Annotated in this window: 13 protein-coding genes and 1 tRNA gene; all 14 read left to right on the forward strand. The window is 63.8% G+C overall.

Annotated features, from left to right (window positions below; all coding sequences use genetic code 11):
- On the forward strand, positions 1-166 hold a 166-nt coding region (gene tuf / locus VHP37_23445), incomplete at its 5' end, for an elongation factor Tu (protein ID HEX2829325.1).
- A gap of 108 nt (positions 167-274) precedes the next feature.
- Positions 275-350 (forward strand) — tRNA-Trp (locus VHP37_23450).
- 60 nt (positions 351-410) lie between these two features.
- Positions 411-758, forward strand: a complete 348-nt coding sequence (gene secE, locus VHP37_23455; GenBank protein HEX2829326.1) for a preprotein translocase subunit SecE — start codon at positions 411-413, stop codon at positions 756-758.
- On the forward strand, positions 755-1,291 hold the full coding sequence (nusG, locus tag VHP37_23460) for a transcription termination/antitermination protein NusG (protein HEX2829327.1): 537 nt from the start codon (positions 755-757) through the stop codon (positions 1,289-1,291). Before secE ends, nusG begins: the two co-directional genes overlap by 4 nt.
- A 103-nt stretch (positions 1,292-1,394) precedes the next feature.
- Positions 1,395-1,826 carry a 50S ribosomal protein L11 gene (rplK, locus tag VHP37_23465; GenBank protein ID HEX2829328.1) on the forward strand — a complete coding sequence of 144 codons (432 nt, stop codon included), beginning with the start codon at positions 1,395-1,397 and terminating at the stop codon, positions 1,824-1,826.
- Entirely contained in the window at positions 1,826-2,533 is a 708-nt protein-coding gene (rplA, locus tag VHP37_23470; GenBank protein HEX2829329.1) for a 50S ribosomal protein L1, read from the forward strand. Before rplK ends, rplA begins: the two co-directional genes overlap by 1 nt.
- 239 nt (positions 2,534-2,772) lie before the next feature.
- A complete protein-coding gene (gene rplJ, locus VHP37_23475) occupies positions 2,773-3,306 on the forward strand; it encodes a 50S ribosomal protein L10 (protein ID HEX2829330.1) in 534 nt (177 codons plus the stop codon).
- 56 nt (positions 3,307-3,362) lie between these two features.
- Complete coding sequence (rplL, locus tag VHP37_23480) at positions 3,363-3,749, forward strand: 50S ribosomal protein L7/L12 (protein HEX2829331.1); 387 nt, start codon at positions 3,363-3,365, stop codon at positions 3,747-3,749.
- Between the two features lie 185 nt (positions 3,750-3,934).
- Complete coding sequence (gene rpoB / locus VHP37_23485) at positions 3,935-8,047, forward strand: DNA-directed RNA polymerase subunit beta (protein ID HEX2829332.1); 4,113 nt, start codon at positions 3,935-3,937, stop codon at positions 8,045-8,047.
- Positions 8,048-8,093: 46 nt separating this feature from the next.
- Entirely contained in the window at positions 8,094-12,338 is a 4,245-nt protein-coding gene (rpoC, locus tag VHP37_23490) for a DNA-directed RNA polymerase subunit beta' (GenBank protein HEX2829333.1), read from the forward strand.
- A 424-nt stretch (positions 12,339-12,762) separates the two neighbouring features.
- Positions 12,763-13,140, forward strand: coding sequence for a 30S ribosomal protein S12 (rpsL, locus tag VHP37_23495; protein ID HEX2829334.1), 378 nt, complete (start codon positions 12,763-12,765; stop codon positions 13,138-13,140).
- A 29-nt stretch (positions 13,141-13,169) separates the two neighbouring features.
- Positions 13,170-13,640, forward strand: coding sequence for a 30S ribosomal protein S7 (gene rpsG / locus VHP37_23500; protein HEX2829335.1), 471 nt, complete (start codon positions 13,170-13,172; stop codon positions 13,638-13,640).
- 98 nt (positions 13,641-13,738) lie between these two features.
- Positions 13,739-15,859: an elongation factor G gene (gene fusA, locus VHP37_23505; protein HEX2829336.1), complete on the forward strand. Its 2,121-nt coding sequence runs from the start codon at positions 13,739-13,741 to the stop codon at positions 15,857-15,859.
- Positions 15,860-15,976: 117 nt separating this feature from the next.
- Positions 15,977-16,249, forward strand: a 273-nt coding sequence (locus VHP37_23510; protein ID HEX2829337.1) for a GTP-binding protein, incomplete at its 3' end; no start/stop codon positions are given.

The following is a 16,249-nucleotide window of genomic DNA, read 5'->3' on the forward strand; positions in this document are numbered from 1 at the left end:
ATCGATCGAGCTGCCGAAGGGCACGGAGATGGTGATGCCCGGGGACAACGTGTCGATCGAAGTGACGCTGATCCAGCCGATCGCGATGGAAGAGGGGCTGCGTTTCGCGATTCGCGAAGGCGGCAGAACCGTCGGCGCCGGCGTCGTCGCGAAAATCATCGAGTAACCACGATTTCTTCGTAGCTTTTACCGCGTCGGCGGCGCCGGGCCGCCCCAAGCCGTCGACGCTAACTTTAATCGGCGCAAAGTAGGTTTTCACTTTGCGCCGCTGATTAGGCCAGTAGCTCAATTGGCAGAGCGTCGGTCTCCAAAACCGAAGGTTGGGGGTTCGAGACCCTCCTGGCCTGCCATCCGGCGGGAACTCTTTTCAGCAGACGCACTCTAAGACGGCCCACCGGGCGCAAGAATTGATGGCAGACAAGATCAAGATCGTGCTGGCGGTGCTGCTGGTCGCAGCGGGTCTCGCCGGCTTTTATTATTTCGGAGACAGCCCCGCCATCGTGCGTCTGGGCTCGGTGCTCGCAGGACTGCTCGCTGCGGCTTTCGTCTTCTGGACGACGGTTCCGGGCAAGCAGTTCTACGTGTACGCGCAGGAGTCGGCGGCAGAGACCCGCAAGGTCGTCTGGCCCACCCGCAAGGAAACCATCCAGACCACCGCCGTGGTCTTTCTGTTCGTCATCGCGATGGCGCTTTTCCTGTGGGCGGTGGACGCGAGTCTCCTGTGGATCGTCAAGAAACTGATAGGCACGGGTGAATGATGAGCAAGAAGTGGTACGTCGTGCATGCCTATTCGGGTTTCGAGAAGAGCGTCGCTCGCACCCTTCAGGACCGCATCGCGCGCGCCGGCATGCAGGAGCAGTTCGGCCAGATCCTCGTGCCGGTCGAGGAAGTGGTCGAGATGAAGAGCGGCCAGAAGAACATCAGCGAGCGCAAGTTCTTTCCCGGCTACGTGCTGGTCGAGATGGACATGACCGACGACAGCTGGCACCTCGTCAAGAACACGCCGAAGGTGACCGGTTTCGTCGGCGGCACAGCGACCAAACCCACGCCGATCTCGGAGAAGGAAGTCGAGAACATCCTTCACCAGATCCAGGAAGGGGTGGAGAAGCCGCGGCCCAAGGTGCTGTTCGAAGTGGGCGAAGCCGTGCGCGTGAAGGAAGGCCCGTTCGCCGACTTCCACGGCAACGTCGAAGACGTCAACTACGACAAGAACAAGCTTCGCGTGTCGGTGACGATCTTCGGCCGTTCGACCCCCGTCGAGCTCGATTTCGGGCAGGTCGAGAAGGCGTAAGAGTTTTTTTAAGTCGCTGAAAGCGCAAGGTTTCAGCGATAGAGTGAGCAGTAACTAACGGGGAGGGCGCGGTCAGCGCCCGCTTGCACCCAAGGAGAGCCAAATGGCAAAGAAAGTCGTCGGCCTGATCAAGCTTCAGGTGCCGGCGGGCAAGGCGAATCCCTCGCCGCCCATCGGCCCCGCGCTCGGCCAGCGCGGTCTCAACATCATGGAATTCTGCAAGGCGTTCAACGCCCAGACGCAGAAGCTGGAGCCGGGCCTGCCCATCCCCGTGGTGATCACGGCGTACGCGGACAAGAGCTTCACTTTCATCATGAAGACGCCGCCCGCGACCATCCTCATCAAGAAGGCCGCGAAGATCGACAAGGGCAGCCCGCGTCCGAACAGCGACAAGGTCGGCCGCATCTCGCGCGCCCAGGCCGAGGAGATCGCCAAGACCAAGATGCCCGATCTGACCGCCGCCGACCTCGAGGCGGCCGTGAAGACCATCGCCGGCAGCGCCCGCAGCATCGGCATCGAAGTGGAGGGCTTGTAATGGCTCGCGACTCCAAGCGTTACAAGGCGCTCAAGACCAAGGTCGAGCATATGAAGCTCTACCCGGTCGCCGATGCGCTGCAGATCATCAAGACCAACGCCACCGCCAAGTTCGACGAGTCGGTCGACGTCGCGCTCAATCTGGGCATCGACGCGAAGAAGTCGGATCAGGCGGTGCGCGGCTCGGTCGTGCTGCCGCAGGGCACGGGCAAGAGCGTGCGCGTCGCGGTGTTCGCCCAGGGCGACCGTGCCGAGCAGGCGCGCTCCGCCGGCGCGGACATCGTCGGCTTCGACGATCTCGCGAACGACATCAAGGGCGGCAAGATGGATTTCGACGTCGTGATCGCGACGCCGGACGCCATGCGCGTCGTCGGTCAGCTCGGCCAGATCCTCGGCCCCCGCGGTCTCATGCCCAACCCGAAAGTCGGCACCGTGACGCAGGACGTGACCACCGCGGTGAAGAACGCCAAGGCGGGCCAGGTGCAGTACCGCACCGACAAGGCCGGCATCGTCCAGTGCACGATCGGCCGCGCCTCCTTCACCGTCGAAGCGCTGGAGGAGAACTTCCGCGCGCTCGTCGACGCGGTGAACAAGGCGCGTCCCGCGACCGCGAAAGGCGTGTACCTGAAGAAGGTATCGGTGACGAGCACGATGGGCGTCGGCGTTCGCGTCGACCAGAGCACGCTTGCGCAGCAGGCGAGTGCTTAACTTTTAAATGGATCCTGGATCGCGCCGCTTGCGCGACGCGTCCAGGACTATCGGCTTTGGGCCGCCGGCGCAGCAAGGCCGGCGGGTTGTCAAAGACCGTTGGGATCGAAGGTGTCGGCATGAACCGGAGATTTAATCGGACGTTTCGCCCAACGCAGACGGCGCACCCGAGGACAGATCTGGAAGTTGTCATGTCTGCTCCTTATGCACACAGGTCGCCGTATTCGTAGGAGAAGACCTTGAGTCTTAATCTGGAGCAAAAGCAGGCGGTAGTCGCCGAGGTGAGCGCAGAAGTCGCGCGAGCCCAGGCGATCGTGGTTGCCGAATACCGCGGCCTGCCCGTCGGAAACATGACCGCCTTGCGCCGACGTGCGCGCGAGTCGGGCGTGTACCTGCGGGTCCTGAAGAACACGCTGGCGCGCCGCGCCGTCGCCGAAACGCCTTTTGCGGGCCTGGCCGACAAGCTGGTCGGTCCTCTCGCTTACGGCATTTCGGCCGATCCGGTGGCGGTCGCCAAAGTGCTGAACGACTTCGCGAAGGACAACGCCGAGAAGTTCGTCATCAAGGGCGGCGCCATGCCGAACGCGGTGATGAGCCCCGAGCAGGTTGGCCAGCTCGCGAAGATGCCCAGCCGTAACGAGCTGCTGTCCATGCTGCTCGGCACGATGCAGGCGCCGATCGCGAAACTCGCTCGCACGATGAACGAGGTTCCCGGCAAGTTCGTTCGCACCCTCGCTGCGATTCAGGAACAAAAGGAAAAACAGGCTGCCTGAAGGCAACCTGTCGCGGATTCAGTTACCGAACCAACGAAAGACATTAGGAGATAGACATGGCAGTTGCCACTGCAGAAATCCTCGACGCGATCTCGAACATGACCGTGCTCGAGCTGTCCCAACTGATCAAGGAAATGGAAGAGAAGTTCGGCGTGTCCGCCGCGGCTGCGGCCGTTGCGGTCGCTCCGGCGGCGGGCGGCGGCGGCGCACCCGCGGCTGCGGCCGAAGAGAAGACCGAGTTCAACGTCGTGCTGACCAACGCCGGTGCGAACAAGGTCAACGTGATCAAGGTGGTGCGTGCGGTCACCGGCCTCGGCCTGAAGGAAGCCAAGGACCTGGTGGACGGCGCGCCGAAGCCCGTCAAGGAAGGCATTCCCAAGGCTGACGCGGACGCGATCCTCAAGCAGATCACCGAAGCCGGCGGCACCGCTGAGATCAAGTAAGGCGCTTGACGCTCTCGAACGGCTGGCGGGCGACCGCCAGCCTTTCCCATTTTTAGCGAGCGACAAAACGAGCATTCGTTTGACGCATTTTGGAGGTTTTTCGTCCCAGTGCACCTGCCCGTCGGGTGCGTTGCGACGTGTGACTTTCGCTCACATCCGTTCCTCTAACTCTGCCCGGAGTTGATATGGCGTACTCATTCACCGAGAAGAAACGTATCCGTAAGAGCTTTGCGAAGCGCAACGTGGTGTTGCCGGTTCCGTTTCTGCTCGCGACGCAGCTGGAGTCGTTCGCTGCCTTTCTGCAGGAGTTCGTAGGTGCGGAAAGCCGCAAGAACGAAGGCCTTCAGGCTGCGTTCAAGTCGATCTTCCCGATCGAGAGCCACTCGAAGAACGCGCGTCTCGAGTTCGTGAGCTACGCGCTCGGCGAGCCGCCGTTCGACGTCAAGGAATGCCAGCAGCGGGGCCTCACGTTCGCGGCGCCGCTGCGCGCCAAGGTGCGCCTCGTCATCATGGACAAGGAAGCCGCCAAGCCGACGCCGAAGGAGGTGAAGGAGCAGGAGGTCTACATGGGCGAGATCCCGCTCATGACGTCCACCGGCTCGTTCGTCATCAACGGCACCGAGCGCGTCATCGTGTCGCAGCTGCACCGTTCGCCGGGCGTGTTCTTCGAGCACGACCGCGGCAAGACGCACTCCTCGGGCAAGCTGCTGTTCTCCGCGCGCGTGATTCCCTACCGCGGCTCGTGGCTCGATTTCGAGTACGACCCGAAGGATTACCTGTACTTCCGCGTCGACCGCCGCCGCAAGATGCCGGTGACCACGCTGCTGAAGGCGATCGGCTACACGCCCGAGCGCATCCTCAAGGAGTTCTTCGCGTTCGACACCTTCCACCTGACCAAGGACACGGTGGAGTTCGCGCTCGTCCCCGAGCGCATGCGCGGCGAGATCGCGCGCTTCGACATCGCGGTGAAGGGCAAGTCCATCGTCGCCAAGGACAAGCGCATCACGGTCAAGCACGTGCGTGAGATGGAAACCGCGGGTCTGACGCAGCTTCCGGTCCCCGAGGACTTCCTGCTCGGCCGCACGCTCGCGCACAACGTGATCGACACCTCGACGGGCGAAGTCGTCGCGAGCGCGAACGACGAGGTGACCGATGCGGTGCTCGCCAAGCTGCGCGAAGCGGGTGTCGAGACGATCCAGACGATCTACACCAACGACCTCGATCAGGGTCCGTACATCTCGTCGACGCTGCGTATCGACGAGACCGCCGACCAGATGGCCGCGCAGGTCGCGATCTACCGCATGATGCGTCCGGGCGAGCCGCCGACCGAGGAAGCGGTGAAGACGCTGTTCAACGGCCTGTTCTTCTCGGAAGACCGTTACGATCTCTCGGCCGTCGGCCGCATGAAGTTCAACCGCCGCGTCGGCCGCGAAGAGCTCGAAGGTCCGGGCACGCTGTCGCCCGACGACATCGTCGCGGTGATCCGCATCCTGGTGGATCTGCGTAACGGCAAGGGCGAGATCGACGACATCGACCACCTGGGCAACCGCCGCGTGCGCTCGGTGGGCGAGCTCGCGGAGAACCAGTTTCGCGCCGGTCTGGTGCGCGTCGAGCGCGCGGTGAAAGAGCGTCTGTCGCAGGCCGAGTCCGAAAACCTCATGCCGCACGACCTCATCAACGCCAAACCGGTCTCGGCCGCGATTCGCGAGTTCTTCGGCTCCTCGCAGCTCTCGCAGTTCATGGACCAGACCAACCCGCTGTCCGAGATCACGCACAAGCGCCGCGTCTCCGCCTTGGGCCCGGGCGGTCTCACGCGCGAGCGCGCGGGCTTCGAAGTCCGCGACGTGCACCCGACCCACTACGGCCGCGTGTGTCCGATCGAGACGCCGGAAGGTCCGAACATCGGTCTCATCAACTCGCTCGCCTTGTACGCGCGCACCAACACCTACGGCTTCCTCGAGACGCCGTATCGCAAGGTGCGCGACAGCCAGGTCACCGACGAGATCCACTACCTGTCGGCGATCGAGGAAGGCCAGTACATGATCGCGCAGGCGAACGCCGCGCTCGACGGCAGCGGCAAGTTCACCGACGACCTCGTGTCGTGCCGGAACCGCAACGAGTTCACGCTCTCGACGCCCGATCGCATCGAGTACATGGACGTGGCGCCGTCGCAGGCGGTGTCGGTGGCCGCTTCGCTGATCCCGTTCCTCGAGCACGACGACGCGAACCGCGCGCTGATGGGCTCGAACATGCAGCGCCAGGCGGTGCCCTGCCTGCGTGCGGAGAAGCCCCTCGTCGGCACCGGTCTGGAGCGCACGGTCGCGGTCGACTCGGGCACGGCGGTGCAGGCGCGCCGAGGCGGCGTGGTCGACTACGTCGACGCGGGCCGTATCGTGGTGCGCGTGAACGACGAAGAGACCTCCGCGGGTGAAGTCGGCGTCGACATCTACAACCTGGTGAAGTACCAGCGCTCGAACCAGAACACCAACATCAACCAGCGTCCGCTGGTGAAGGTGGGTGACCGCATCGCGCGCGGCGACGTCGTGGCCGACGGCGCTTCGACCGACACCGGCGAGCTCGCGCTCGGGCAGAACATGCTCGTCGCGTTCATGCCGTGGAACGGCTACAACTTCGAGGACTCGATCCTGATCTCGGAGCGCGTGGTCGCGGAAGAGCGCTTCACCTCGATCCACATCGAAGAGCTGTCGGTCGTCGCCCGCGACACCAAGCTCGGACCGGAAGAGATCACGCGCGACATCTCGAACCTGTCGGAGAACCAGCTCGCCAACCTCGACGAGTCCGGGATCATCTACATCGGCGCCGAAGTCGAAGCCGGCGACGTGCTGGTCGGCAAGGTCACGCCGAAAGGCGAGACCCAGCTCACGCCGGAAGAGAAGCTGCTCCGCGCGATCTTCGGCGAGAAGGCCTCCGACGTGAAAGACACCAGCTTGCGCGTGCCCTCGGGCATGTCGGGCACGGTGATCGACGTCCAGGTATTCACGCGTGAAGGCATCGAGCGCGACAAGCGCGCGCAGCAGATCATCGACGACGAGCTCAAGCGCTACAAGAAAGACCTCGGCGACCAGATGCGCATCGTCGAGAACGACATGTTCGAGCGTATCGAGCGCCTGCTGGTGGGCAAGGTCGCCAACGGCGGTCCGAAGAAGCTCGCCAAGGGCACCAAGATCACCAAGCAGTACTTGCAGGAGAACGAGCGCCATTCCTGGTTCGACATCCGTCTGGAGAAGGACGAGATCAGCCAGCAGATGGAACAGCTCCAGGAGTCGCTCAAGCAGACCCAGGTGATGTTCGACAAGGCCTTCGAGGACAAGAGGAAGAAGCTCACGCAAGGGGACGAGCTGCCCCCGGGCGTGCAGAAGATGGTGAAGGTGTACCTCGCGGTCAAGCGCCGCCTGCAGCCCGGCGACAAGATGGCCGGCCGTCACGGCAACAAGGGCGTGATCTCGAAGATCACGCCGGTGGAAGACATGCCGTACATGGCGGACGGCACGCCGGTGGACATCGTGCTGAACCCGCTCGGCGTCCCGTCGCGGATGAACGTCGGGCAGATCCTCGAGACCCACCTCGGGTGGGCCGCGAAAGGCCTCGGGCATCGCATCGGCGAGCTGCTCAAGGCGCAGCAGAACGCGGCCGCGGTGCGCGCGTTCCTCGACAAGGTCTACAACAGCAACGGCCATTCGGAGGACATCGCGTCGCTCACCGACGAGGAAGTGACCGAGCTCGCGCAGCATCTGTCGGCCGGCGTGCCTTTCGCGACGCCGGTGTTCGACGGCGCGACCGAGAAGGAGATCCGCGCGATGCTCGACCTCGCCTATCCGGACGACGACGAGCGCACCAGGAAGATCGGTTTCACGCCGAGCAAGACGCAGGTCACGCTGTACGACGGCCGCACCGGCGACTCCTTCGAGCGCAACGTGACCGTCGGCTACATGCACATGCTGAAGCTGCACCACCTCGTCGACGACAAGATGCATGCGCGCTCGACCGGCCCGTACAGCCTCGTCACGCAGCAGCCGCTGGGCGGCAAGGCGCAGTTCGGCGGCCAGCGCTTCGGCGAGATGGAGGTGTGGGCGCTGGAAGCTTACGGCGCCGCCTACACGCTGCAGGAGATGCTCACGGTGAAGTCGGACGACACCGAAGGCCGCCGCAAGGTGTACGAGTCGATCGTCAAGGGCGATCACCGCATCGAGGCCGGCATGCCCGAGTCGTTCAACGTGCTGGTCAAGGAGATCCGGTCGCTCGCGATCGACATCGACCTCGACCACAACCGTTATTGATTTAGATGCAGATGCACCTAACTCCTCACGTATTCAGGAGTAATACATGAAAGCATTGCTGGATCTCTTTAAGCAGGTAACGCAGGAAGAGGAATTCGACGCGATCAAGATCGGGCTCGCTTCGCCCGAGAAGATCCGCTCGTGGTCGTACGGCGAAGTGAAGAAGCCGGAGACGATCAACTACCGCACGTTCAAGCCCGAGCGTGACGGCCTCTTCTGCGCGAAGATCTTCGGTCCAGTGAAGGATTACGAGTGCCTGTGCGGCAAGTACAAGCGCCTGAAGCACCGCGGGGTGATCTGCGAGAAGTGCGGCGTCGAAGTGACGCTGTCGAAGGTGCGGCGCGAGCGCATGGGCCACATCGAGCTCGCGAGCCCGGTCGCGCACATCTGGTTCCTGAAGTCGCTGCCGTCGCGCCTCGGGATGGTGCTCGACATGACGCTGCGCGACATCGAGCGCGTGCTGTACTTCGAGGCGTACGTGGTGACCGAGCCCGGCATGACCCCGCTCAAGCGCGGCCAGCTCATGACCGAGGACGACTACCTCGCCAAGGTCGAAGAGTTCGGTGACGACTTCTCCGCCGCGATGGGCGCCGAAGGCGTGCGCGAGCTGCTGCGCAACCTCGATCTGAAGAACGAGATCGAGACGCTGCGCACCGACCTCGCCGCGACCACGTCGGACACCAAGATCAAGAAGATCGCCAAGCGCCTGAAGGTGCTCGAAGCCTTCCAGAAGTCCGGCATCAAGCCCGACTGGATGATCATGGAAGTGCTGCCGGTGCTGCCGCCGGAGCTGCGCCCGCTGGTTCCCCTGGACGGCGGCCGCTTCGCGACCTCCGACCTGAACGACCTCTATCGGCGCGTGATCAACCGCAACAACCGCCTGAAGCGCCTGCTCGAGCTCAAAGCGCCCGAGATCATCGTGCGCAACGAGAAGCGCATGCTGCAGGAAGCAGTGGACTCGCTGCTGGACAACGGCCGCCGCGGCAAGGCGATGACCGGCGCCAACAAGCGTCCGCTGAAGTCGCTCGCCGACATGATCAAGGGCAAGGGCGGCCGCTTCCGTCAGAACCTGCTCGGCAAGCGCGTCGACTACTCGGGCCGCTCGGTCATCGTCGTCGGCCCGCAGTTGAAGCTCCACCAGTGCGGCCTGCCGAAGAAGATGGCGCTCGAGCTCTTCAAGCCGTTCATCTTCAACAAGCTCGAAGTGATGGGCCTCGCGACCACGATCAAGGCCGCCAAGCGCATGGTCGAGAGCGAAGAAGCGATCGTCTGGGACATTCTCGAGGAAGTCATCCGCGAGCACCCGGTCATGCTGAACCGCGCGCCGACGCTGCACCGACTCGGCATCCAGGCGTTCGAGCCGGTGCTGATCGAAGGCAAGGCGATCCAGCTCCACCCGCTCGTCTGCGCGGCGTTCAACGCCGACTTCGACGGCGACCAGATGGCCGTGCACGTGCCGCTGTCGCTCGAAGCGCAGATGGAAGCGCGCACGCTGATGCTGTCGTCGAACAACATCCTGTCGCCCGCCAACGGCGACCCGATCATCGTGCCGTCGCAGGACATCGTTCTCGGCCTGTACTACATCACGCGCGAGAAAGTCGCCGCGCGCGGTGAAGGCTCGGCGTTCGTCAACGTCGCGGAAGCCTCGCGTGCGTACGAGAGCGGCGAAGTCGAGATCAACGCCAAGATCAAGGTGCGCATCAAGGAGTACGAAGTCGACGAGCACGGCGAGAAGCGCGAGAAGACCACGCGCTACGAGACGACCGTCGGCCGTGCGCTGCTGTCCGAGATCCTTCCCGCGGGCCTGTCTTTCGAGCTCATCAACAAGGCGCTCAAGAAGAAGGAGATCTCCAAGCTCATCAACGCGGCGTTCCGCCGCTGCGGGCTGCGCGAAACCGTGATCTTCGCCGACAAGCTGATGTACACCGGCTTCTCGATGGCGACGCGCGCGGGCCTGTCGATCGCTGTCGACGACATGCTCGTGCCGCAGCAGAAGGACGAGATCATCGGCGACGCCGAGAAGGAAGTGCAGGAGATCGAGAAGCAGTACACCAGCGGTCTCGTCACCCAGGGCGAGCGCTACAACAAGGTGGTCGACATCTGGGGCCGCGCGGGCGACCTCGTCGCCAAGGCGATGATGGAGCAGCTCTCCACCGAGCCGGTGCGCGTGCGCGATCCGAAGTCGGGCAAGCTGGTCGAGCGCAAGGACGAGAAGGGCGCGGTCGAGATGCAGGAGTCGCTCAACTCGATCTACATGATGGCCGACTCGGGCGCCCGCGGTTCCGCCGCGCAGATCCGTCAGCTCGCCGGCATGCGCGGCCTGATGGCGAAGCCGGACGGCTCGATCATCGAGACGCCGATCACGGCGAACTTCCGCGAAGGCCTCAACGTCCTTCAATACTTCATCTCGACGCACGGCGCTCGCAAGGGTCTGGCCGACACCGCGCTGAAGACCGCGAACTCGGGTTATCTCACGCGCCGTCTGGTCGACGTGACGCAGGACCTGGTGGTGACCGAGGACGATTGCGGCACGACGCAGGGCGTGGCGATGAAGGCGCTGGTCGAAGGCGGTGAAGTGGTCGAAAGCTTGCGCGAGCGCATCCTCGGCCGCGTGGCTGCCGCCGACCTCTACAGCCCCGAGTCCGGCGAGAACATGTACGAAGCGGGCACCCTGCTCGACGAAGACGCGGTCGACGGCATCGAAGCCGCGGGCATCGACGAAGTCAAGGTGCGCACGCCGCTCACCTGCGAGACGCGTCACGGCCTCTGCGCCAAGTGCTACGGCCGTGATCTCGGTCGCGGCGTGCCGGTGAACGTCGGCGAAGCGGTGGGTGTGATCGCCGCGCAGTCGATCGGCGAGCCGGGCACGCAGCTCACGATGAGGACGTTCCACATCGGGGGTGCCGCGTCGCGGACCGCGGTGGCGAGCCAGGTCGAGTCGAAGTCGAACGGCGTGGTGCGCTACGAGTCGGGCATGCGTTACGTCACCAACGTGCGCGGCGACCTGGTTGCGATCTCGCGTAACGGCGAAGTGGTCATCGTCGACGAGAACAACCGCGAGCGCGAGCGTCACAAGGTGCCGTACGGCGCGATGCTGCTCGCCCGCGACGGCGAGACCGTGAAGGCGGGTCAGGTGCTGGCCACCTGGGACCCGCACACCCGTCCGATCATCACCGAGTACTCGGGCCGAGTGAAGTTCGAGAACGTCGAGGAAGGCGTCACCGTCGCCCGTCAGATCGACGAGGTGACCGGTCTGTCGACCCTCGTCGTCGTCGATCCGAAGCGCCGCGCGGGCACTCAGGCCAAGGGTCTGCGTCCGCAGGTGAAGCTGCTCGACGAAGCCGGCAACGAGGTGAAGATCGCGGGCTCCGACGTCTCGGTGAACATCACCTTCCAGATCGGCTCGATCATCACGGTGCGCGACGGCCAGGAAGTGGGCGTGGGCGAGGTGCTCGCGCGTATTCCGCAGGAGACGTCGAAGACGCGCGACATCACCGGCGGTCTGCCGCGCGTCGCCGAGCTCTTCGAAGCGCGCTCGCCGAAGGACGCGGGCGTGCTGGCGGAAGTCACCGGCACGGTGTCGTTCGGCAAGGATACGAAGGGCAAGCAGCGTCTGGTCATCACCGACCTCGACGGCGTCGCCCACGAGTACCTGATCCCGAAGGACAAGCATGTGATGGCGCACGACGGCCAGGTCGTCAACAAGGGCGAGCTGATCGTCGACGGTCCGGCGGATCCGCACGACATCCTGCGCCTGCAGGGCGTCGAGGCGCTGGCGCGCTACATCTGCAACGAGGTCCAGGACGTCTACCGTCTGCAGGGCGTGAAGATCAACGACAAGCACATCGAAGTGATCGTGCGCCAGATGCTGCGCCGGGTGTCGATCGTCGATCCGGGCGAGACCCGCTTCATCACCGGCGAGCAGCTCGAGCGCGCGGAAGTGCTGGAAGAGAACGAGAAGGTCGAAGCGGAAGGCAAGCGTGCCGCGGTATACGAGTACATGCTGCTCGGTATCACCAAGGCGTCGCTGTCGACCGATTCGTTCATCTCGGCCGCTTCGTTCCAGGAGACGACCCGGGTGCTCACCGAGGCCGCCATCATGGGCAAGCGCGACGAGCTGCGCGGTCTGAAGGAAAACGTGATCGTCGGCCGGCTGATCCCGGCCGGCACCGGTCTCGCGTACCACAAGATCCGCCGCCGTCAGGCGCAGACCCAGGAGGCGCTGGAAGCCCAGCAGGCTCTCGAGCCGGTCGAGCCGGCGGGTACCCAAGACCAGGAACAGGTCGCGTGATCAACCGGCCGAAAGTGGAAACCTACTTTCGGCCGGATAGGAAAGAGCGCCGCGAGGCGCTTAAGCACGCCGCTGCGCGGCGAGGCGCTTGCGCCGAAGCAGCGGCGTGGAAGTTTCCGGGCGGCCCGGCGCCTTCACCGAAGTAAAGGCGACGAGGAAGGGCCGCGTTCTTGTTGACTGGGGTGGACTAAGCTCCTAAAATCCCCAGTCTTTTTACCGCCGGGACTGCAGACGCAGTGCCCGCCGGACTACAACGGCGCGTCGGCACGACAAGTGCCGGCGGCCTACAAGGATTGAGGATCAGGGCCGGGACGGTGGCGACGCCGTCCCCGCTTTTTTGGGGCGCCGGAAGTCGAATTTTTCGCCTCTGAAGCGCGGCCGCTAGCGGTGAATATCTTTAAAAACTGATTGGAATTAACGCGTTATGCCGACGATTAACCAGCTCGTGCGAAAACCCCGCCAGGCGCCCGTCACCAAGAGCAAGGTGCCCGCGCTGACCGGTTCGCCGCAACGCCGCGGCGTTTGCACCCGTGTCTACACGACGACCCCGAAAAAGCCGAACTCGGCGCTGCGGAAAGTGGCCAAGGTGCGCCTCACCAACGGCTTCGAGGTCATCGGCTACATCGGCGGCGAAGGCCACAACCTTCAGGAGCACTCGGTGGTTCTGATCCGCGGCGGCCGGGTGAAAGACCTCCCCGGCGTCCGCTACCACGTCGTCCGCGGCAGCCTCGACACCGCCGGCGTCAAAGACCGCAAGCAGAGCCGTTCCAAATACGGTGCTAAGCGCGCGAAGGCCGCCTAATTCGCCGCTGAACCAGAGAGTAGAAAACCATGCCGCGACGCAGAGAAGTTCCCAAGCGCGAAGTCCTTCCCGATCCGAAGTATTCGAGCCAGGACGTTTCGAAGTTCATCAACGTCCTCATGACCGGAGGCAAGAAGTCGGTCGCCGAACGCATCATCTACGGTGCGCTCGAGACGATCAAGCAGCGCAGCAACAAAGAGCCGCTCGAAGTCTTCAACCAGGCGCTCTCCAACGTGAAGCCGATGGTCGAAGTGAAGAGCCGCCGCGTCGGCGGTGCGAACTACCAGGTGCCGGTCGAAGTCCGGCCCGTCCGCCGCATGGCGCTGGCGATGCGCTGGCTCCGCGATGCCGCGCGCGGCCGCGGTGAAAAGTCGATGCAGCAACGGCTCGCGAGCGAGCTGTCCGAGGCCGCCGAGGGCCGCGGCGGCGCGATGAAGAAGCGCGAGGAAGTGCACCGCATGGCGGAAGCCAACAAGGCTTTCTCGCATTACCGGTTCTGAAATGCAGTGTTGAGTGTTGAGTTGTGAGTGTTTAGTGAGCTCACCGACACTCTCCCACTCAACACTAAACACTCAACAATTAGCACTGGGTTACTGACGTGGCACGCAAGACTCCTATCGAGCGGTACCGCAATATCGGCATCATGGCGCACATCGATGCCGGTAAGACCACGACCACCGAGCGCGTCCTGTTCTACACGGGCGTCTCCCACAAGCTGGGCGAGGTGCACGACGGCACCGCGGTCATGGACTGGATGGAGCAGGAGCAGGAGCGCGGCATCACGATCACGTCCGCGGCGACCACCTGCTTCTGGAAGGGCATGGACGGCACCTTCCCCGAGCACCGCGTGAACATCATCGACACTCCGGGCCACGTCGACTTCACGATCGAGGTGGAAAGGTCGCTGCGCGTGCTCGACGGCGCGTGCACCGTGCTGTGTGCGGTGGGCGGCGTGCAGCCGCAGACCGAGACGGTCTGGCGCCAGGGCAACAAGTACAAGGTTCCGCGCCTGTTCTTCGTGAACAAGATGGACCGCGCCGGCGCGGACTTCATGCGCGTGTACGACCAGATCAAGACGCGCCTGAAGGCCAATCCGGTTCCCATTCAGCTCCCCATCGGCGCCGAAGACAAGTTCGAAGGCGTGATCGACCTCGTCAAGATGAAGGCGATCTTCTGGGACGATTCGACGCAGGGCATGAAGTTCGAGGCCCGCGACATCCCCGAAGATCTCGCCGACGACGCGCAGGAGTGGCGCGAGAAGATGGTCGAGTCCGCCGCGGAAGCGAACGAAGAGCTCATGAACAAGTACCTCGAGAACGGGGACTTGTCCGAGGCCGAGATCAAGCAGGGTCTGCGCATCCGCACGATCAACACCGAGATCTTCCCGATGCTGTGCGGCTCGGCGTTCAAGAACAAGGGCGTGCAGGCGATGCTCGACGCGGTCGTCGAGTACATGCCGTCGCCCACCGACATCGCGGCCGTGAACGGCACCAACGAGCGCGGCGAGGAAGAAGAGCGTGCGGCGTCCGACCAGGCACCGTTCTCCGCCCTCGCGTTCAAGATCATGACCGACCCGTTCGTCGGCCAGCTCACGTTCTTCCGCGTCTATTCGGGCGTGGTGAACTCGGGCGACACGATCTACAACCCGGTGAAGGGCCGCAAGGAGCGCATCGGCCGTATCCTGCAGATGCACGCCAACGCGCGCGAAGAGATCAAGGAAGTGCGCGCGGGCGACATCGCGGCGGCGGTGGGTCTCAAGGACTACACCACCGGCGACACGCTCACCGATCCGACCAAGATCATCACGCTCGAGAAGATGGAATTCCCAGAGCCGGTGATTCACGTCGCGGTCGAGCCGAAGACCAAGGCCGACCAGGAGAAGATGGGCATGGCGCTCAATCGCCTCGCCCAGGAAGATCCGTCGTTCCGCGTGCGCACCGACGAGGAATCGGGCCAGACGATCATCTCCGGCATGGGCGAGCTTCACCTCGAGATCATCGTCGACCGCATGAAGCGCGAGTTCGGCGTCGAGGCGAACGTGGGCGCACCTCAGGTGGCGTACCGCGAGACGATCAAGAAGCCCGTCGAGAAAGTCGAAGGCAAGTTCGTCAAGCAGTCGGGCGGCCGCGGCCAGTACGGCCACGTCTGGATCAAGATGGAGCCGCAGGAGCCGGGCAAGGGCTACGAGTTCGTCGACGCGATCAAAGGCGGTTCGGTGCCGCGCGAATATATTCCCGCGGTCGAGAAAGGCATCAACGACACGCTGCCGAACGGCGTGCTCGCCGGCTTCCCGGTCGTCGACGTCAAAGTGACGCTGTTCGACGGTTCGTACCACGAAGTCGACTCGAACGAGAACGCGTTCAAGATGGCCGGCTCGATGGCATTCAAGGAAGGCATGCGCCGCGCGAGCCCGACGCTGCTCGAGCCGATCATGGCCGTCGAGGTCGAGACGCCGGAAGACTTCATGGGCAACGTGGTGGGCGACCTGAACTCCCGCCGCGGGATGATCCTCGGCATGGACGACATGGTCGGCGGCGGCAAGGCCGTGAAGGCTGAAGTGCCGCTCGCGGAAATGTTCGGCTACGCGACGACGCTGCGCTCGCTGTCGCAGGGCCGCGCGACGTACTCGATGGAGTTCAAGCACTACGCCGAAGCTCCGAAGAACGTCGCCGAAGCGATCATCAACAAGTACACCGGCAAAGACACCGAGAAGAAGTAATCGTGAAATGTGAAACGTGAAACGTGAAAAGTGAGGCGTAGCGCAGGCGCGACGTTTCACGTTTCACAAGCGGCATGAGCCGCGTCACGTTTGACGCAGTTAGAGAAAGGTATCCAGATGGCCAAGGGCAAATTCGAGCGGACCAAGCCGCACGTGAACGTGGGCACGATAGGTCACGTCGATCATGGAAAGACGACGCTGACGGCGGCGATCACGCTGGTGCTGGCGAAGAAGTTCGGGGGCGAGGCAAAGGCGTATGACCAGATCGACGCGGCGCCGGAAGAGAAGGCGCGCGGGATCACGATCAATACGTCGCACGTCGAATACGAGACGGCCAACCGCCACTACGCCCACGTCGACTGCCCGGGCCACGCCGACTACGTGAAGAAC

The sequence above is a fragment of the Burkholderiales bacterium genome (assembly GCA_036262035.1).
GTDB lineage: Bacteria > Pseudomonadota > Gammaproteobacteria > Burkholderiales > SG8-41 > JAQGMV01.